This is a genomic window from Klebsiella terrigena (assembly GCF_012029655.1).
Classification (GTDB): Bacteria; Pseudomonadota; Gammaproteobacteria; order Enterobacterales; family Enterobacteriaceae; genus Klebsiella; species Klebsiella terrigena.
In genome coordinates, this window is record NZ_CP050508.1 from 2,492,835 (window position 1) to 2,514,073 (window position 21,239).

Consider the following 21,239-nt stretch of genomic DNA (forward strand, 5'->3'; position numbering starts at 1 on the left):
ATGTTCAACCCTGACAAATACCGTTCAGTCACCTGGCTGAAGGGCGGCAGAGTGTACCCGCAGCTCGACTGCTTTGGCATCGTGAATGATATCCGGCAGGATCTCGGATTACCCGAATGGCCAGATTTTTCCGGTGTGACGAAAGATGGTGGTGGCCTCGACCGCGAGGCGAGAAAACTGATGCTTCGCCTCGAGCGCTGCGAACCTTGCGAGGGTGCAGGGGTGGCTTGTTACTCAGGCTCCATCGTGACTCACGTAGGCGTTGTGGTGATACTGGACAATCAGCTGCAGGTCGCCGAATGCAATCCCGGTTCAAACGTAACGTTTATGCCCGTATGGCGGTTTAAGCGCCGGTTTATCAAGGTGGAGTTCTGGCGATGACGATCCGCATTTTTCCTTCCCGGCTGCCGGGTGAGCCGCTGGAGAAGCACGAGCATGGTACGCTGACTTTGCACGATTGGATGTTGAAAAACGTCAAGGATTACGCGGAGGCAACCAAACATCCGATTGCCGTTGAATTAAATGGTAAGCCCCTTCCTCCAAATGAGTGGCCTTTGTGCCTGTTAAAGCCAGAAAGCGATATTAAAATGTTTCCGGTTCCCTACGGTACTGGCCTTGAAATTGCTGCCTGGGCAGCGATAGCCGTCGCGGTTGCTTCTGCTGCCTATTCCATTTACATGATGTCCACGATGGATAAGGGGGGAGGTTATTCATCTACAAATGGCCTTGGACTCGATTTAAACCCGGCAAAAGCAAACACCGCAAAACTGGGCGATGCGATCCGCGAGCTGTTTGGCCGCTATCGCATTTACCCTGATTACGTGGTGCAGCCGGTTACACGGTTTGACCCAAATGACCCGACTCGCATGATCGTTGAAATGTTTGTTTGCCTGGGGGTGGGTAATATCGCCTTTACAAACGGTGATATTCGCGTTGGTTCGAGTCCAGCAACCTCGCTTGGCACCAAATTCTCCTGTAACGTTTTCTCGCCTGGTGCAGACGTGTCCGGCGATCATCGTAGCGAAAACTGGTTTAACTCAACCGAAGTTGGCGGCACGTCCAGCGGTAGCGGGCTAGATATGGCCCAAACGTCGCCTGACTCGTCTGACATTAACGCTGACAGCATGACTGTATCAGGGCCCCTGGTGTCGTTCAGCGGCCTGATCGACGACAATCCGCCGTCAGGTGGAGGCATAGGGTCTCTCCCTGAAACAAACACTCTTCCGGATTCATGGGTTCCTGGGGCGATAGTGACCCTCAACGCCCCGGCTAATTATCTGGTTTCGACATCTTCGGGTTATAGCGTTATCGCCAGCGATACGTTAGCCGAACTTGAACCGTATTCCGGCATGCCGGTTACTTTGGCTATCAATGGTGCTGATTACGATCTGTTTATCGCAGCGTACACGCCCCATCAAAATGCGGTCCCTGGTGTTGGTGGAACGGCGGCAAGTTTACGGGGAAACGCTGCGCCGACCACATATGATTTTTCTGTTAGCGGGGAGACGTTCGATCTTCACTGGCAGGGAATCACTTACACCATCTCGCTGGTAGCGAACTATGGCACGATGCCAGATATGCTGGTCGCGATTAACGGCGGCCTGACGGGCTCGGGTTTGATTGCGCATGATGATGCCGGGGTAGTGCGTATCGTAGAAATTTCCAGTCCGTGGAAGGGCGGAAGCATCACGTCCTCAGCATTGCCGATTTCCGTTTTTGGTAGTGCGCCGGTATTCACTTCTGGAACGGCATCTACCGGCGGCAGTCCTGCGATAACAGCTAACGTGACGCTGGCGTATGGCAGTGCCTCGGGAGAGGCGTTCTCAGGCATCCCTGAGGGCACACAGCGAATGTCGCTGGCGCACCAGGGCGGTGAATACCAGATAATTGAGGTAGACGGCGTCTCCGCTTCGGTAACCCGTCTTGTTGGCGGTGTTGTTGATTCATCATGGCCGGGGTTCTCCACTCGCACGATGATCGATTACAGCGCAACAGGGATTAGCGATAACGATAGCTGGATGGGACCGTTTTTAGCGTGCCCTGACAATGAAGTCGTTAACGCATTCGAGGTGAATTTCTCGTTTCCGTCAGGTATTTGCGGTTTCGACAGCAAAGGCAAAAAGCGTATCCGACACTGCGAATGGGAAATTCAGTACCGGGTTTATGGTTCAGGGGTTGGATGGACAAGTAAACAGGGCGTTTATGCCCTGCAGAACGTCAACGGGTTGGGGTTCACTGAACGGTTTGACCTTGAATCACCTGGCCTCGTTGAGGTCCGTTGCCGCCGGCGGAATGAGCAGGGTTCGAATAACGCCAGGGATTCGATGTTCTGGCACGCCCTGAGAGGGCGGTTGCTGTCCCGGCCATCATCCTATGCTGGCGTGATGCTGATGGCGGCCACGGTTGAAACCGGCGGCGTGCTGGCGGCACAGTCAGACAGGCGCGTTAGTGTAGTCGGCACGCGTATGTATGAGACCGGTGCAGCACGGAGTATTTCCGGCGCGCTGTATCACGTAGGCCGCTCGCTGGGACTGGCGATGGACGCCGAGGCGATTGATGTGCTGGAGTCTGCCTACTGGACGCCTGGCAGCGAGTATTTTGATTACGCCACCGGAGACAGTATTTCTTCGCTCGAAATGCTACAGAAAATCACAAATGCGGGCAAATCATATTTTCTGCTTAGTGACGGGCTGGCATCGGTTGGCCGGGAGGGGATCAAAAACTGGTCCGGCATTATCAGCCCTCATGAAATGACGGAAGAGTTACAAACCACGTTCTCTGCGCCGTCGGCGGATGATTACGATGGCGTCGATGTGACATACATCAACGGGACAACCTGGGCGGAGGAAACGGTGCAATGCCGGACTCCGGACAACCCGACGCCGATGAAGGTGGAGAAATATACGCTTGACGGCGTCCTGGACCCGGATCGTGCTTATCGAATCGGTATGCGTCGCCTGATGAAGTATTTGCATCAGCGCCTTGGGCACACGACCAGCACGGAGCTTGATGCGCTGGTCTATCAATTCGGCGATCGTATATTGCTCACTGATGACATTCCGGGCAATAAAACGGTGAGCTCTCTCGTCGTCGATATGACTACCGATGGCGGCCAGACCACCTTTTTGGTGACAGAGCCGCTCGACTGGTCGTTTGAAAACCCGCGGGCGATTTTACGTTACCAGAATGGTTCTGCCTCTGCTTTGCTGGTGGCCACGCGGGTAGGGGATTACGAGCTTACAGTTCCGTGGCAGCCGGCCTTTGACGATATCCTCCTGGACGATCCCTGCATCGAACCACCGAGACTGATTTTCTGTAGCTCCACGCGCAGTTTTTACGACGCTATTTTTGACGAAATAGGATCGCCGTCAGACGGCACCTGCGCGATAACTGCTCGCCAATATTCAGAAGTTTTCTATCAGTACGATAACGCCACCTACCTCGGCAACATCGCGTAACACCCACTAAAACCCCCGATTAACTCTTTTCGCACAAACCCTCGTTTGCGCGAGCGCTATTTTTTGGAGCAAAAAACATGGCCTATGTTCCACCTGTGGGGCAGACAACAGACCCCGATATTTTTCTGGATAACGTCAAGCGGGCCGACGAACTGGTGAACGGTCCGGCGGCCACCGTTCCCGACCGCGGAGGGGAGCCACTTGATACCTGGCGCCAGATGATGGCGAAAAACGATGAGATTCGGAAAAACATCATTCCGCTGGATAAACAGCGTAAAGACCTGCCCGAGGCTCAGGCCGATATCGCGAATATTCCTCCGGGTTCGACGACCTACGTCCGCAGCCCAGATGGCAGCGCGCTGGCTATCGAGTACATGAATGTTGGTGGTGTGCTGACGCCCACTGGCCGCCGTATGTTTTCTCAGAGAGCGGTTGAAGGCATCATTCCCAGCCTGGTGGGACCCGGAGTGAACCTGTTCAATAAGGGCGCGGTGATTAAAGGCTTTTATCTGTTTGAGGGTACAGGCGTCCCCCAGGCAAACGCAGATTATTGCTATTCGGAAAAAATTATTGCCATTGCAGGCGGCGCATATACCTCCAGAACGCTGACCCGAGTAGTCAGCTGTTTTGACAGTAATGATAATTTTTTATCTGATTTGTCATCGGTTCTGGCGTTTACTGTTCCTGCTGGTACTGCATATTTCATTGTTTCCGTACCGCTGGTAATTATTGATGCTTACCAGGTAACGTTCGGTGCGGGTGAAATGCCCTACCGTGCATACCAGTCTGTATTGCGGAATGAAATCAAAGGCGCGCCAACAAATACGTATAAATCGCTGGGGTTTGCTACCGGGAAAAATTTGTTTAACCCTGCCGAGGCTATGCCCGGTGTGCATCTTTCCAGTATCGGTACCATCCTGACAGATGCCGATACCAGCATGACCGTATCGGGATACATTCCTGTTGACCCGACTCAGCCTCATTGTGTCGATCATCAGTGGAAGGCGTCTACATACTATGATGTAAAAGGCATGTTTATCAGTCGCCAGTATGATTCGACTTACTCCACCAAACCCATCAATCTGCTAAACATACCGCCCACAGCGGCTTTCATGCGCATTGAAGTTCCGACAACCGTAGCAGCTGTCACTATGGTTGAGAGAAACGATAAAGCGACGGAGTTCGAAGAATACTGCTCAAAGGCACCAACGGAATTTTCAGGAACTCCGCTCATTTTTGCTGAAGAAGTCCAGCCTTTAACAAAGCATGATCTATACGGGTCAGGCACTAATATTTTCAATAAAAACAAGTCTGTAGATGGATATATAAACGAATATGGCGCATGGTTTCCGGTGCCATCTGGGAGTGGTTCCGTTTATATCACATCTGAGTATATTAAAGTCGCAGCGGGTGAAGGGATACGCTCAAACCTATCAATGCGCTTTATTGGCTTTTATGATGTGAATAGAAAATATCTTTCATCCATGACTGCAACAACCAGCGTCACCGTCCCCGAATCAGCAGAATATATCCGTGTTACGACGCTACTATCGAATAAAGATGCCATGTTTATCGCTAAAGCAGCAGCACTGCCACCGGCTGAAGGGTTTGTGCATGTCATGCGGAAATCACTTTCTGACGGTTTTCCGGTCCGTATACCTGGTGACATCGTCAATGCTGATGAACTGGATATTAACTTTGTTTCACATGGCTTAATGGCGCTCGGGAAAAACCTTTTTAACAAAGAAACCGTTCAGTCCGGGTATATCAATGAATCGGGAACATTCATATCCCCTGATTCACGATACGTGTATTCAGATTATATCTCGCTCGAATATAACACTGCCTATGCGTTCTCAGTTGGCGCTCGCTTTATTGCGTATTACAACGCCAGTAAAGCGTTTATCCGCTCTGACGCATCATCTGTGCAGGCGCTGACATCATTCGTGACTGATTCAGCAATCGCGTACGCACGGATCACTTTTGGATCTGACCGATATAACGATGCTCAGGTTGAGAAGGGGGCGACCGCAACCGCATTTGAGGAGTATGCGTACTATTACCTGTCTGAGATGCCCGACGGAACGCCGGTCAAAATGAAAATCGACGGTGAGGTCGCGACAGAGACTATCCCTGATGTTTTCGGCATTGAGCGCCTTCGCGAAACGCATATGCGAATGACAAAAATGACGTTTGGCGATGCTGTGCGTCAGGTTGTGGCAATGTTCGGCGACAGCTACACCAGAACGTCGCCGCGTTACGTGCTGAAAGTCGCGCAGATATTATGGCGCTATTTCAACAATGGAGGAATTGCTGCGACGGTGCCGCCAATCGGTTACGGCTGGCGCTCATTCGGGTATGACGGAAACGGCGATAACACCGATGTTATCGGCACGAAGGTCAACCGAACCGGGTTTACCTGCGCTTATAACACCGGTCACGGCCCGGATATTTCGTCAGTGACGGCAGCGGCCAACGGCGCGACGATTTCATACAGCCAGAATTTTGCGCTGGGCTTTGATTCGTTCCTGTTCGCTGAGGGCGGCTCCGGGGTGATTCAGTGCCAGGCTACGGGGGGTGAACCGGTCACGATTGACCTTTCGAGCTATCCGGTGGGGATGCAGATTTTACCGCTGGCGCTGCCGACAACCGGTAGTGGCACAGTAACGTATACGGTCATCACTGCGCCTGTAACACTCTACGGTGCGAATATCCTTAATCAAACCGCGTCGGGTGTATTAGTTCATAAAATGGGGGGGAGTGGCTCGCATAGTAACCACTGGGTCAACGCGATGGATCAGCGCTGGCTTGATGCGTTTGAGAATCTGGGTGCCGATCTCGTGACGATAATGCTGGGAACTAACGACCAGGGCGCGCAGCTCTCCGCCTCAACATTCCGTACCAATATTCTCACGATGATTGATCGGGTGCGTTCTGTGCGGCCGACTGCCGATATTTTACTGATTTGTCCGGCAGAGAATAACCGACCAACGGGAAATTCAATTCCTATGACAACCTATGCGGAGGTGATGTACAAAATTGCGCGGGATGATCGTGATGTGGCCTTTCTGAATCTGCAGGCGTCCTTCGGTTTAAATCATGAAGATTACGCCGCTGGCTCAGCCAGACCGTGGATGATAGGTGACGGGTTGCATCCTGACCCGTCGACAGGAGGGTACGCTATTGCGGGTGCAATCGCGCGAGCGTTAGGGATACCTATATTTTTGAAATAAAGATAGGCGGCTATCAGAAATCACTGATAGCCGCTTTAATTAACGATAAATAGTTACATTATACGTTTATGACGTTCTCCAAATTCAATCCGTTACCTTTAACAATATTGTCCTTAACAATCGCGCTGGACATAAAGTCGGCGCTGGAGGCTGACATACCTTTAGCATTTCCTTTAATGATATTGTCTTTGATAATAGCGTCCGTTAACCAGGCGCTCACCCCTATACCGTTTTGCCCGTTATTAAGGGCCATGACGCCACGAATAATTACGTTTTCCGCAGCACTACCAAACTGAACACCGCTACCGCCATTACGAGAGTAAGAACCGCCATTCACAGAAACTTCTCTGATATTAGTAGTAACACCCGTCGCAGCGACAATACGTAACCCATGAGTTTCGTTATCTTCCGAAATACAGTTATCGAAGTAATAACCCCGCGCATTATCCCCGATGGCTGCATCGGTGTAGTCAGCTGTTTTATAGATAGCAAAACCGTTACCGTTGCCGTACCGCATTTGCCGGGGCGTGAAGTAGGGATTCTGGATATAACCGGCCCCATTCTCAATCGCCTTACAGTCAGAGAATAACGCGTTCTTTCCGTAACGAATCCCGGCAACCTGACTGCCATTATCTGCAGCAAAGCCGTTTAGGTTACGGAATGCAGTACAGTTGACGAATGAGACACCATTCCCGCCCGCGTTACCGAACCCGACGGCGTTACCCTCGCTGTAGCAGTTCACAACGTTGATACCCACCGGGAAATCACCGATAACCGTTTCGCCGCTGCTCTCACGGTGGTTATGCCATTCAAAGAACATGCCGTGGCCGTAATTATTTCGGTTAATGCAGTTGATAACCTGAATCGGCTCCTGTCCGGCGAGGAACGCCCCGACCCCGATACCCATCCCGGCACATGAGCCGTCCTGCTGGCCCTGCCCGCATCCCTCCGTAACGATATTATCCAGTATCCCGGACATAATCATGTCCACGCCGAAGCCGGTAATGCCGGATTTATTGATCCAGACATTACGAACGACCAAGTCTTTAACATACTCCATGTTGATCGCACGGCCAGCCCTGGGCGACAGCAGATCAAGGTTAAAGCCCAGGTTTTCGAACGTGATTTTTTCGTAAACGTGATCGCTTAACTTTTCGTTCTTAAACGGGATGTCCGCACCAGAGATGATGGTGTTATACATACCGTCGCCGTAGATGTGGTTGTGGCTCTTGATATAGCAGCCCGAGACTTTATAAAGACCGCTCTCCATATAAACCTTGCCGCGTTTCTGGCGCTCCATCTGCAGGCAGAGTTTTTGCAGCAGCGGTGTGTAGTCATAGCCTAATGTTTTATCAGGACGTCCTGCTAACTCGTACAGGTTATATACGGGCCCGGACAATTCAAAGAAGCTATGATTACCTCCCCGGCCAGTGACTGACAGATTGACAGATGTCGAGTCTCTACGTCCGTCAGAGCTGTGAGTGATTCCGACGAACTCCACATCATCAGTATCGAACAGGTCCAGCAGCGTTAATGTTTTGATGCCCGCCGAGAATAGCACCGCGCTTAATACGTTACGATCGGCATCCAGTTTGACCAGCGGGACGCTGGCCGCACTACGGAAGGATAATGTTACCGTCGCATCTTTCGGTACCGCCGCCCGGTCAAACAGGTAAGTTACGGAGCCTGCCACGCGGATCATGGTGCCGTTATCGTCATAGCCATATCCTGGATAGATATCGCCATAGGGGTTGGACGCAGGTCCCTTAACAGAATAGTTTTCATTCTCGTGTGGGCTGAATACTATAACCTCCGGCTCGTTTAGCCCGCCATCCAGATAATGGTTAGCCGCGATAAATCCGTCGTCTTCAATACGGGTCACCGCGTATGCGTATACATTATTCGCGGCATACGTAAATGTGAGAGTGCCCCCAAGGTATTTGCCGACAACATCATAGTGGCATCCCATGTTAAGACTCGCACCTACTGAGGTCGAATTCTGCGCCGTTTTCGCCTTTACAACGTCGCCTTTTTTTACAGGGATCAATGGCGTGGACATAAAACTCAGGTTCGGGTCTACCCGCCCAAAATTGGTATTTGAGTGGACGATCCCCGTCTCCCACGTCGCAGGCGCATACCTGTATTGTTTGACCTTATCGCCGATCGCATATTTACGCTTGCGTATGACTGACGGGAGTGTTTCGGTCGCATACGCCGCCACGTAAATCGTACATGCCTCAGTCGCTGTATACAGGTGCTCGGTGTATGCTGGTCCGGCGACAAAGGTAAAAGTCAGGGGGGCGAAAACACTAGGCGAAATAAGTTTCGACAGTACCGGTATCCCGCGATAAACGGTTGTCGTCTGGGTATTGAGATTAACTTTCGCATAAATTGACTCACCTGCTGCCAGGTCAACAGCAAACAGTTTATGAGAGGCGCTCTGAACCAGCGCGCCGTTTACCCCGATGTAGTTCCCCGGCATCACCGCCGCAGACGATCTCGCGTCAACATCATCGTAATAAACGTCAGCTGCTTTATTCTCGACCAGGTTCTGGGTGCTCGGAATAGCGGTATCCAGAACCGAGTCGATTTCGCGACGCTTGACCAGACTGGATGTAATGGAATAGCTCGAGTCAGCCGCTGCAGTGGGTAAGGCCCCGGCAGTCAGAGACATGACCACATAGCCATCGGCTGGCGCGGTATACCGGTACTCTTGTATTCCGGTTGCGTCGGTACCAATAACACCTTCTACAAAAGACGCAGCGGATTCATTCGCGAAGAATGCAATCCCATATCCGGTAGCGGCCATCGCCAGTTTTGCGGTAATCACACCTCCTGCAGCGACTTTAACAAACCCGGTATTAAAACTGGTCGTGGAGACCGTCGGATAAGACGTCGGCGAGGCAACGCTCACAAACCCCGGCACGGGAAATGCCTCTACACCCCCGGCAGCTACCGGGTCTCCGGCCAGCGAGGTAATCGTTTTTTCGAATTCCTCATACGAGGTATAACCACCTGATTTATCTTTGTTGTCAACAGTGAGGATGTCTTTTAGGACGTTGCAGGAAAACGTTGATGATGTGGTGACGCGGGTCGCCAGAATAATAAAACCGTCTGCAGGTACCGTGAAAATGCGCTGATAAACAGAGGAACCCACCCCGGCGTTATCTGCTGAAATGAACACCTGATTGACGTCGTAAAATGCAATGTTCGCGAAGGCGGCCCCGTTACTGGTTGCTGTCAGGATGAGCTTTTGCCCCTCTTTCACTGAGAGGAACGTTGAGTTGCGCCAGTTCGTGGACGGTACCCGCGAGCCATCAGCTTTGACGATGTAGTTTGAACCGGTCAGGTCACTGAGAGCAGCCAGCGGGGTAGAACCCACCAGGCTATTCATGTAATCGATGATATCGGAATTCTGATACCCCGCTTTTGACCATGCGGAACCATTCCACAACCACAATGTACCTGTTGCGGTATCAAGGCCCACCTGATTTGCGTTGGCAGGTGTAAATGCCAGCAACTCTGCTTCACTGGCAAAACCGAGTATTCCGCCCAGTTGGGTAATTTTTCTCTGCAGGAGTCGCCATGATTCCAGCGGGTCACCCGCGCGATCGGGAACTGTGGCTTCCGGACCGTTCACCAGTTTATCCAGGCGCGTGGCGTTATCGAGCAGCACCTCAGGAGACGAGCTCCCCAACGGCGGATTAAAAGCCATAGTTTTTGCTCCAAAAAATAGCGTTCGCGCAAACGAGGGTTTGTGCGAAGTGATGGAGCTTTTTACAATCAGCTTTTTCAATGGGTTACAACATGCTGATTGGTTATGCCAGGGTCTCAACAGTGGACCAAAACCTAGATTTACAGAAAAATGCGCTGATTCGTGCAGAATGTGAGCTGATTTACGAGGATACGGCGAGCGGAAAGAACTCCCGGCGGCCAGGGCTTAAACGCACGCTTCGGCGGCTCCGGCCTGGTGATGTGCTGGTGGTTTGGAAACTGGATCGGCTGGGGCGAAGCGTGCGTGACCTGATCACGCTGGTATCGGAGCTGCAGGCGCGCGGGGTTAATTTCCGAAGCCTGACCGATAGTATTGATACCAGTACGGCCGCCGGCCGATTTTTCTTTCACGTAATGAGCGCCCTGGCGGAAATGGAGCGCGAATTGATAGTGGAGAGGACTCGCGCAGGTTTAGCCGCGGCCAGGGAGCAGGGGAGAGTCGGCGGCCGCCGGCGGGTGATGACTCCGGAGGTTGTCGAGCAGGCGCGACGAATGCTGGATAACGGCGCGACCCGGCAGCAGGTGGCTGACCTGATCGGGGTAGGTGTGAAGACCATTTACAAATATTTCCCTGCGGGGTAAGGATGCTCACCTGAGAACCGTATTTCAAGCAAAAGGACATGATTATATCTTGGCCCGGTTGCTATAGATTGATGAACCGACAGGTGTTTAACTGAAATGTCATATGTTTTTGTAATGAATTGAAATGTAATTATTTAAGAGGATGATTGGATGAATTAAGATGTGACGTTACACGACAATTTTTATAATGCTCGCACATCTAAATTTAGAAAGATAAACCAATGAATTTAAAATTTTAATAACACATTTCCAGGGAATAATCTTCGGTTTGAAGGTTATGTGTCAAGAGTTTTCAAAGAATTGTCTGATGGACTCCTTTTCACCAAGGTATTCAAAGCCGAACAAACGAATTTTAACTTGGTTGTAAAACCATGCATTATCATGCCGTTCAATTACTCCCCCGGTATGGAAGCATAACCCCGTTGCTGCCCGAATAATCGCATATTTATCATTGCTGAACCTGACTCTATGGATGCAGAAAGGTTGGTTTACGTCTCCAAGAACACGGCTGGCAATGATATCCCCTTCAATAAAAACATCTTTCCTGCTTTTCATAAACCTTCCTTCATCTCAGTGATAAGCTGTTTTAGTACTCTGTATTGTTCAAATGCGAAAGTGCTGATCAGCCACCAATACACCAACATTCTGATGGTCTGAATAATAGCCCACAGGCAGGGCACTCCAGAACCGCATTTTTCCGTAATTTACCTGCTTTCTGATCGGCCCGGTGGGCACATACCGGGCAAGCCACGTGAACGGGTCTTTCTTTAAAATGCCTGAGTCCATTTGTATAAGACATAAATTGATACTCTATGGAATGTAATATTCATTATACGCCTTTAAACAAGATTATTTAGATAATGTTATGTGGATTTATTACTAAATCAGCAAGTCAGACCCGCAGACCACCTGGGTGATTTGTGATATAATACCCTTCCGTGAGAAATTTATAATGAAATCAGAAGACATCCTCGACTGGTACCCGGCGCAATTGCCACCAGTGAAAATTATCCTTGGTGAAGCCGTGCTGGCCGTCGGCAAACAGGGGCGCCCCATTAACACCCGGACGTTGCTTGAGTACCTGCAGGTGATGCAGGACAAACAAAAAAGAAGGGATGACAAAACCGCGATGAAGACCGCAATTGATGTTCTCCGGGACAATCAGCGCACTAACGGCAGACGTTAATGCGCACGCTAAGCCAGCGTCAGTTCTGAATGATATCAATGGTATGGAATTGTCCGTCATCCATCAGCGGAATGCTGTCATCGGGGAGGATGATGCCGTCCAGAGTGGCCTGGTATTTCCCGACGCCACGTGAAACGCTAATGTGATACTGACTGTCGCCGTACTGATATGTCATGGAAAACGACGGCCAGTTGTCCGGCAACAGAGAATGAACGGTAAGGGAAGTACCGCAACGTTTTATCCCCAGCAGCTCCTCTGTCAACAAACGGTATGCCCAGCCTGCGGAACCGGTATACCAGCTCCATCCGGCACGACCTGTATGCGGCGCGACGCTGTACACATCAGCGCTCATGACGTAGGGCTCCGCTTTATATCTTTCCACTTCACAGGCATCCAACGTGTGGTTTATCGGGTTGATCATTGACCACAGCTGCCACGCGCGTTCTGCATTCCCCATCCGGGCAAACGCCATCACCGCCCAGATGGCGCCATGAGTATACTGCCCCCCGTTCTCTCGCACTCCTGGCAGATAGCCCTGGATATATCCCGGATTCAGCCCGTGCCCATCGAAAGGTGGCGTTAACAGTTTGATTAGCCCGGCCTCGTTATCCACCAGATGCTTATCCAGCGCCTGCATCGCCATGACGCTACGCGCCCGGCTGGCGACCCCGGACAGTACCGACCAGCTTTGCGCAATCGCATCAATTCGACAGTCTTGCGACGTTTTTGAGCCCAGGGGAGTACCGTCGTCAAAATATCCTCGCCGGTACCATTCACCGTCCCATGCCGAGGTTTCGAGATTTTTTTGCAGGCGCAGCGCCTCTGAACGACACATTGAAGCGACGCTGGCATCCTGTCGCCGATCGGCAAGCGAAGCGAAGCGTTGTAAAATATCGTACAGGAAGAAGCCCAGCCAGACGCTTTCACCTTTCCCCTCAATGCCAACCTGGTTCATCCCGTCATTCCAGTCGCCGGCCCCCATCAGCGGGAGACCGTGCTGCCCGAAGCGTAATCCATGCTGAATAGCTTTGACGCAGTGTAACCATAGCGTCTCTTCGGTGCTGCTGATGACCGGCGTGTCGTAGACGGACTCTTCACCCGGATGGAGCGGGCGACCTTGCAGATAAGGAATATTCAATTCCAGTATTTCCGTGTCCCCGATCGTTTCGACATAGTGACAGACTGCGAGCGGGAGCCAGAGATAGTCATCCGAACAGCATGTACGCACGCCGTTACCGTGAGGAGGGTGCCACCAGTGTTGCACGTCTCCCTCAACAAACTGTCGTGTTGCGCACAGCACTATCTGTTCGCGCATCCTTTCCGGGGCGGCGTGACTGAGCGCCAGCGTATCCTGCAGCTGATCGCGAAAACCAAATGCGCCGCCGGACTGATAGTAACCGCTACGCGCCATAAGGCGACTGGCTATCGTCTGGTACAGCAACCACCCGTTGACCAGTAAGTTCACGGAGGTGTCCGGGGTATTGACCACCATTTTATCGAGTACGTGATGCCAATAGCGGTGAACGTTGTTCAGCTCCTGGCGGACGGTATCCTCATTCAGATAGCGGGCCAGGGTCTCCTGAGCCCGGCTATGATTTTCATCCACGCCAAGGACAAAAATAAACGTTCTCTGGTCGCCATCAATTAGCGTGGCCGCGGATTGTACTACTGCGCAGGGATCCAGCGCGGCCCCCGTTTTACCCGAGAGCCTGCGCAGCTTCATGGCGTCCGGATTTTGCAATGAACCGTTTCGGCCAATAAACTCGCGGCGGTCGCCCGTCAGCGAGCAGTCGGAGCCGCTGACGGCAAAAAATGCCGTGCGCTCGCCGCCGTTAGCGCCGTAAAAGTTGTTGGCCATCACCCCGCAACCGCCAGAAATATTGACTGGATACGTAACGATATGGGAGGCCGAACGGGTTTGTAAATCCCCAAGCGTCCACTCCGCATAGCCGGTGACGGACAGTTTACGCGTTCGTCCCGAATTATTACTGAGCGTCAGGATCGCCAGTTTAACCGGTGCCTGTTCGGCGACCAGTATCGTCAACTCACTGTCTATCCCGCTCTCCCGGTGGGCAAACACGCTGTAGCCAAAACCATGACGGGTCAAATAGTCGCCGTGGCCGCGCACCGGCAGTATCGTCGGCGACCAGCACGCACCGCTCTCTTCATCACGCAGATAGAAGGCTTCACCACTGCGGTCGCTCACCGGATCGTTTTCCCAGGGCGTTAAGCGGTATTCATGGGCATTTTCATACCAGCTGTAGGCCTGTCCCGCCTCTGAGATAACGCTGCCAAAATCGGCGTTTGCCAGCACATTTGACCACGGAGCTGGCGTCGGCTCGTTTTCCCTGAGGACAATCTGATACTCCCGACCATCCTGAGAAAAGCCGCCGAGCCCATTGAAATGGCGCAGCTGATGGGTATCAGGCGTCCAGTCGGTATGTCGATTGCCCTCCGCTGCAGGGTGCGGAATTAGCAACCTGGCCTGGGGTTTTAGGGTATGAATGCGCTGGTTAAGCTGTTCACTTAGCCCGCCGGCTCGATCATCAAGGTACAGGCAGGCGACGCTCATCAGAAGCTGCTTATCCTCGGCGGAGAGATGCTCGCCATTACGGACAAAAATCCCGCCTGATTTATCCAGCAGGCTGGCTCCCGACCTGGCATAAATCAAATCCATAATCTGGTTTTGCAGCGCCTGCTGGTAACCGCCAGGGCTCTCATTGAGGATCACCAAATCGACCTCCAGCCCTTTCTGGCGCCAGTATCGGTGCGCCTGAATAAGTGTTGTTACCGAGGCGATACCCTCTTCGCTGGTGATACTGAACAGCACTATCGGCAGATCGCCTGAAATCGCCCAGCCCCACAGGCCGGACTGACCTCGCCGGTTACGGCTGATAATCTGGCCGTCGGCGCGCAGCTCGTGACAGGGGTAAAGCACCGCGCTGGCGAGACGGTTAAACAGCGTGGCATCATCTTCACTGGCGTTCATCTGGCGTAACACCACCAGACTGTGGGACCAGGCCAGTTCAAAGATGCGGTCAGCGATGGGGTGATCTCTGTATTTTTCAAGCAACGCCAGGCTGTGCTGGCGGCTTTCGCTGATACCGTAAACGATATCGATAGTGACGGGCTGTCCCGGCAGTAGCGTGATAGCGTGGCGAATCGCCAGTATCGGATCAAGAACGGCCCCCGAGGTATTGCTGAGCGGTCCTTTTTTTACGCTTGTCAGCGCATTTGAAGGGGTTCTGCCGCGGCCAATAAATGCTGCCCTGTCGGTTTCAAACGAGATGCTCTTACTGTTATTGCCATGCACGACCACCATGTGAAACATGCACGGGTTCTGTTCGTCCAGCGAACGCGGGCGGCGATGGCACAGGATCGCGTCACGATCGGGGTTAATCTCGGTCTGGATGAATAAATTGCTGAATGCCGGATGGGCCCGATCGCTGGCGTCGGACGCCAGCACCACTTCGGAATAGGTTGTCAGTTCAAGGTCGCGCGGCATTCGCCCCCTGTGTACCAGCGTGAGCCTCCGTAGTTCAATATCATCTTCCGGGGAGACCACAATCTGGGTTCTGACACTCAGCGATCCGAAAGTACGCCTGTATTCAGCGCCGGCATCGGTAAAGATCGTCTCGTCGCCGTTATCGGCGTCTTTGCCGGTGGGATGCCAGGTATTGCTCCAGACTTCGCCCGTTTGCGAATCGCGGATATAGCAGAATGCTCCCCAGTTATCCCGGGTCGTATCGCTGCGCCAGCGCGTGAGGGCAATATTGTTCCAGCGGCTATAGCCACCGCCACCGGGGGTCAACATCAGATGGTAATGACTGTTGGACAACAGCTGAACTTCAGGCACCGGCGTATCTGCTCCGGTGAAAATACGCGGTTCGTAGCGAACGGGTTTGACCCTTCCTTCATGGGATTCGAAATGACGGCGCGGGCTGTAGAGATCGACCGCATCCGGCACGCGCTCCTGTAACAGCAGGCTCGCCGAGCGGAAGACGGTACTGGACATGAATCGCTCCGTCATCGGGGCGTTAAGCAGCACGTGAGCCAGCGCCTGAAATGCCATCCCCTGATGGTGCGCCATCCAGGACTGCACGACGGCATACAGCTGCCCGGTTGCGAGGCGGGAGGGAGTATAGTCCAGCGCTTCATAAAAACCGTATTCGCCGCGCGCGCCGTTTTTTTCCAGGCTGAGCAGATTCTCGCAGGCTTTCTGCGGAGAGATCGTTAGCGCCAGCAGTGTCGCATACGGGGCGATGACCATATCGTCAGCAAGTCCTCGCCGCAGACCGAGGCCCGGTACGCCAAATGCCTGATACTGATAATTGTGCTGAACATCAAAAGCATGATAACCGGACTCCGATACCCCCCACGGCACCCCACGCTCTTTGCCCCAGCGTATCTGACGCTTAACCGCGGACTGGCTCATTTCATCGAGAAGGCTACCGGGCCAGGTGGGCATCACCAGGTTCGGCATCAGGTATTCAAACATCGAACCGCTCCACGACATCAGCGCGGTTTCATGGTCAATGGTGGTGAACAACCGTCCCAGGGCATACCAGCTTTTTAACGGCAGCTGGTTAGTCGCGATGGCGAGAAAACTGGTCAGACGGATTTCAGACGGCAGAAGATCGTAATGGCTTTTATCGGGTGTGTTCGTATCACAGTTGTAGCCGACGCTGAGCAGGCTGGTCGCCTCGCTGTACAGAAAAGCAAAATCCATTCTCGCATGATCGTTCAGCCGCTGTTCAAGTTCAGTGATAATCTTCAGCCGCATGCGGGCCAGCGCCGTAGCCGATGCCGGAGGCGTTCCTTCGCCGCAATAGCTCGCGCCGGCAAGCCAGCTCAATGTCGGCAGCATCTGTTCGCTATACGTCTGAGGTATCCAGCCAAGCAAATGCGACCATTCATGGCAAAGCTGCACCAGCTGATGCTCAAGGTGTCCTGTCCAGCGCACCACAAGGCTGCTCTCCTGAGCGCACTGCGTCGTCAGATGGTTACACTGGGCGCGCATTTTTTTAAGTTCGTTGAACAGCTGCGCCGGAGGCAGCGACGCTGCGTTCAGGCAGTGCTTGCGCAGCAGTCGCAGACCGGTTGGCGCGTTCTGACCCCAGTGTTTTTCCAGAATGATTATCGTATCGTTCAGTCCGGCCAGGATCTGCTCGCTGTTCAAAACCGGCTGATGACGCATGGCGGACAGGCCTTCGCGCAATGTTAGTAAATGGCCGGCCATATTGCCGCTGTCAACGCTCGAAACATAGCGTGGGCTGAGGGGCGCGAGCGTGCGGGTGTCATACCAGTTAAAGAGATGGCCCCGGAAGTGTTCCATTTTATCCATTGAGTCGAGAGTCATCGTCACGCGCTGTAAAACCTCTCCCCCGGGCAGGTAGCCAAAATCCCAGGCGGTCAGGTTGGCCATCAGGGAAAGTCCGATATTGGTGGGGGAGGTGCGATGTGCGATGGTTGGCTGCGGTATTTCCTGGTAATTGTCCGGTGGAAGCCAGTTCTCTTTTGCCGTGGCAAAGGTTTCAAAGAAGGCCCAAATTTCGCGACTCGTCTGACGCAGCAGCTGCTTCTGTTCCTGGTTCAGCGAAATCGCCTTACGTTCAGGCTGGCGGCTTAGCCAGCTCAGCAGCAGGGGGGCCAGACACCATAGAACGCCGACGGGCAGAGCGATAGTCAGAAGCCGTGGGGAAAAATGAAAAGTCATCATCGTCAATGCCGCCCCGGCGACAACATTCAGCCACATCGCCCGATAAAAACGAATCACCGAAACGCCGGGCTGATGGCCGTCGGGGCTGTGGCTGGTCCACTGGATGAGATTGCGCTGACTGACGCCAAGACGCCAGAGCGTCACGGCAATGGCGTACAATGAGTATCCGGCCTCATGCGGCAGTATCGCAAAATTGAGCCCGATACGGGAAAACCGTTTCAGCGCCCCGGCCGCGACGAGTGGAATATGCAGCCGCAAAGGGCGACGAAGCGGTTTATGCAGAAGGTCGTGGCTGATACTCAGCGCTGAAGGCAATAACCACACCAGCGCCAGCGCGCCAAGCCAATAAAGCGGGTTGGGGACCAGCAGCAGGGAGCAAAAAAGAAGCGTCAGCAAAGACGGGCTGACCAGACTGCGGCGTAAATTGTCGAATAACTTCCAGCAGGAAAGCGCCGATAGCGGGTTTTTATCCCGGGTTCCATCCGCCTTTCTGATGTACGGGCTGAGCCAGTTAAGCAGCTGCCAGTCGCCACGGATCCAGCGGGTGCGGCGGGCAACGTCTGACAGATAGTTGTTCGGGTACTGCTCGTAGAGTAAAACTTCACTGAGTAGCCCGGAGCGAGCGTAGCACCCTTCGAGTAAATCATGGCTGAGGACCAGATTTTCCGGGCAGGCGTTGGCGGTGGCCAGGACAAAGATATCGACGTCATAAATGCCCTTACCAACGAACGATCCTTCGCCGAAGAGATCCTGATAGATATCTGAAGACATCATCGAATAGGGATTATTACCCGGCACGCTGCTGCGCATGGCGGCATAGCGTCCCTGTCCGTTGCGCGGCATTTCCTCCGCCATCCCGGGCTGTAAAATGCCGTACCCTTTGACGACCCTCTGCCGTAGCGGATCATACTCTGGCAGGTTGAGCGGATGCGCCATTGTCGCGACCAGCTTATGCGCCGTGTCGCGCGGTAACACCGTATCGCTGTCCAGGGTGATGACATATTTAATATGACCCGGCAACAGATGCGCTGGCGCATCTGCGACGCTGGAAAATTGTGCCGCGGGATGGCGCAACCAGTTGTTCAGCAACGCCAGCTTTCCCCGTTTGCGTTCATAACCCATCCATTTTTCCTGCGTGGGGGCCCATTCTGGCTGTCGGTGCAGAAGATAAAAGCGTGGGCGGCTGGCTGGATAACGGCGGTTAAGATCCTCAGTTTCCGCGATGGCCTGTCTGAGCAGCCCGCTGTTTTCTGGCGGTTTTTCAACGGCGGAATCGGCAAAATCGGTGAGAAGGGCGAAGCGGAGGTTTTCGTTCTGATTACCCAGCCAGCACACTTCCAGGCTGGTGAGGAGCTTGCTGATGCTTTCGTGACTTGTCAGCATACAAGGGACCACTACCAGGGTCGCGCAATCAGCCGGAATTCCAGCGGAAAAATCCATTCGCGGCAGCGGTCGGGGTATTCGAAAGCGAGTGGTCGCTTCGCTCAACAAATCGTTCATTAACTGACTGACCGCCAAAATAAGCGGCAATGCCAAAAGTATCAGCATCCAGCCCATTCCCTGCTGCGCGGTTTCGTGCAAAACTCCGGCCGTCACCGCTGTCGTCAGCAGGCTCAGGCTGCCAAGCCATGACAACAAGGGGATTTTGTTGAAACTATGCCGCAGGCGTATCAGCCCTGAGGTATCTGCGGAAAGCTGTACTTCCAGCAGCTCGCGGCCTCCACCGGCCAGATAATAACCAATATGATGCCCCGGCGTGCCGGGCGCATTTTCCACAGAAAGGGCCAGTACTCGGCTGGCTACCTCTGACTCGCTGAAACGACTGTCTCTGGCCAGGATCTCGATGACGTGGCGGTAATGATCCCGGGTATCAAAGTGCATACGGGAATAGGTGCCGGCAGGATCGAGACGCAATGTCTGTTCTACGACGCTGATTGCCTCGGCGAAATCAGCCCAGTTCGTTTCGCTCAGCAAACGCAAGCCCGCGATGCTGTTGCTGACGGAAAGCTGGCTGGCCGCAAGCTGTTGATTGAAGCGGTGAATGAGAACCTCGGTTGTCACGCCCTGTTCAGCAAGACGCTGGTCCACCCAGGTCAGCGGCAGAGCCAGCGCATTGCCGCGCCCCTGCAGGCGGCGTACCAGTTCTGCGACAAACGCACTGCTCAGCGGCGGCCGCGCGCGCGCCATGTCGGCGACCACCATGATTAAGTCTGCCGGAGTATTCTCGGCACATTCGAAAATCCGCGTAATCCATGTATCTGCCAGGCTGCGCTCTTGCTGGGCTTTTACTACTTCCATACTGACGCGACGCAGATTTTCGATTAGAGACAGACGCAGCATGCCCGGTAGCGCCCAGACCTCGCCTAACGTCAGCGGCGTCACCTGTTGATAGGCCGCAATATAGCTGGTCAGGCTGGCCACATCCCAGCGCCCGTCTCCGTGGGCAATAGCTTCAGATGCAATATCGTAAATGCGCGGGCAGTGGTGAGGCGATGCCAGGGACGGGAGGCCTTTGCCAAAGCTTTTTGGCAGGTGCTGGCGGACAATGCGGATTTGTTCCTCAATCAGGTAGTAATTATCAAGCAGCCACTCACCCGCGGGCATGATGCTCGATTTTTTCCCGGCATTGAGCGCATAACAGTTTTGCGTGATCGCAGCCTCATTATCCCCCAGCCGTTTAAGAAGATAGTAAGGCAGCTTGTCCGGCGACAACTTATGAGTATGCGCCAGTTTCTGGCCGTAACGTTCCATCTGAGGCGTCGAAAACAGCTCAGAGCGCAAGCTATTTTCGCTTGTTGAGTCGTTGGCAGGAGACGGCACCAGTTCAGGGGCTTTCGTAGACATACGGGAGCGGCTAAACCATGCCCGGGGATTCATTTTCATAGCGTTGCTCTGATGCGACATTAACGCGCAGGAGCAGTTGCGAAATCAGTTCAGAAACGTTCTCTCAGGATGGGCGTAAGGCATCAGGGATTTAACAGCTGCCGGTCTTTATTTCAGTATAGAACACCGATTTGTACGTGAGCCGGCGTAAGGGGTTAGCGTGGCGAGACAAAAAGGGCCTTACATCCCGGGCATAGCATTGCCTGCTTTAACCGAATCTTTGATGCAGGCTGGGGGGATTTTAAGCCGCAGATGGGGCAGGTGGCGGTGGACGTTCCACCGATGAGCTTCATTGCGTAATCGAGAAATGACATGATGATTAACCTTTCAATGAATGTTTTTTAGTCTACCATGTCTGGCTAAAATTTAATCTTTTTAATGTTGGCGCTTGCTATTTATATTTG

10 protein-coding genes are annotated in these 21,239 nt (G+C 53.2%); 5 read left to right on the forward strand and 5 right to left on the reverse strand.

Annotated elements, in window-relative coordinates; genetic code table 11:
* The 3 genes from HCK03_RS11790 (at nucleotide 1) to HCK03_RS11800 (ending at nucleotide 6,691) form a co-directional block, all read left to right on the forward strand.
* Nucleotides 1-381: a nitrite transporter gene (locus tag HCK03_RS11790; protein ID WP_167691619.1), complete on the forward strand. Its 381-nt coding sequence runs from the start codon at nucleotides 1-3 to the stop codon at nucleotides 379-381.
* Nucleotides 378-3,458: a host specificity factor TipJ family phage tail protein gene (locus HCK03_RS11795; RefSeq protein WP_167691620.1), complete on the forward strand. Its 3,081-nt coding sequence runs from the start codon at nucleotides 378-380 to the stop codon at nucleotides 3,456-3,458. The genes HCK03_RS11790 and HCK03_RS11795 overlap by 4 nt, the downstream gene beginning before the upstream one ends.
* A 77-nt stretch (nucleotides 3,459-3,535) precedes the next feature.
* Nucleotides 3,536-6,691: an SGNH/GDSL hydrolase family protein gene (locus HCK03_RS11800; RefSeq protein WP_228283778.1), complete on the forward strand. Its 3,156-nt coding sequence runs from the start codon at nucleotides 3,536-3,538 to the stop codon at nucleotides 6,689-6,691.
* 58 nt (nucleotides 6,692-6,749) lie between these two features.
* Here the strand turns inward: HCK03_RS11800 and HCK03_RS11805 are convergent, their stop codons facing one another.
* Nucleotides 6,750-10,487, reverse strand: a complete 3,738-nt coding sequence (locus tag HCK03_RS11805) for a right-handed parallel beta-helix repeat-containing protein (RefSeq protein ID WP_206110958.1) — start codon at nucleotides 10,485-10,487, stop codon at nucleotides 6,750-6,752.
* An 11-nt stretch (nucleotides 10,488-10,498) separates the two neighbouring features.
* On the opposite strand from HCK03_RS11805, the gene HCK03_RS11810 reads away from it, so the two are divergent.
* Nucleotides 10,499-11,047, forward strand: a complete 549-nt coding sequence (locus HCK03_RS11810) for a recombinase family protein (RefSeq protein ID WP_134526377.1) — start codon at nucleotides 10,499-10,501, stop codon at nucleotides 11,045-11,047.
* Nucleotides 11,048-11,329: 282 nt separating this feature from the next.
* On the opposite strand, the gene HCK03_RS11815 is transcribed toward HCK03_RS11810, so the two are convergent.
* The gene (locus tag HCK03_RS11815) at nucleotides 11,330-11,602 is read right to left on the reverse strand and encodes a hypothetical protein (RefSeq protein WP_123552194.1); all 273 of its coding nucleotides are present in this window, start codon (nucleotides 11,600-11,602) and stop codon (nucleotides 11,330-11,332) included.
* A 67-nt stretch (nucleotides 11,603-11,669) separates the two neighbouring features.
* Nucleotides 11,670-11,846: a YnfU family zinc-binding protein gene (locus HCK03_RS26615; protein WP_218029264.1), complete on the reverse strand. Its 177-nt coding sequence runs from the start codon at nucleotides 11,844-11,846 to the stop codon at nucleotides 11,670-11,672.
* Between the two features lie 153 nt (nucleotides 11,847-11,999).
* On the opposite strand from HCK03_RS26615, the gene HCK03_RS11820 reads away from it, so the two are divergent.
* Nucleotides 12,000-12,233: a hypothetical protein gene (locus tag HCK03_RS11820; protein ID WP_095096819.1), complete on the forward strand. Its 234-nt coding sequence runs from the start codon at nucleotides 12,000-12,002 to the stop codon at nucleotides 12,231-12,233.
* A gap of 19 nt (nucleotides 12,234-12,252) precedes the next feature.
* Here the strand turns inward: HCK03_RS11820 and HCK03_RS11825 are convergent, their stop codons facing one another.
* Together HCK03_RS11825 and HCK03_RS26350 are read right to left on the reverse strand one after the other, a co-directional pair.
* Nucleotides 12,253-20,835 carry a glycoside hydrolase family 94 protein gene (locus HCK03_RS11825; protein WP_167691621.1) on the reverse strand — a complete coding sequence of 2,861 codons (8,583 nt, stop codon included), beginning with the start codon at nucleotides 20,833-20,835 and terminating at the stop codon, nucleotides 12,253-12,255.
* A gap of 155 nt (nucleotides 20,836-20,990) precedes the next feature.
* Nucleotides 20,991-21,149, reverse strand: a complete 159-nt coding sequence (locus HCK03_RS26350) for a YnfU family zinc-binding protein (RefSeq protein ID WP_218029263.1) — start codon at nucleotides 21,147-21,149, stop codon at nucleotides 20,991-20,993.
* Between the last annotated feature and the right edge of the window lie 90 nt (nucleotides 21,150-21,239).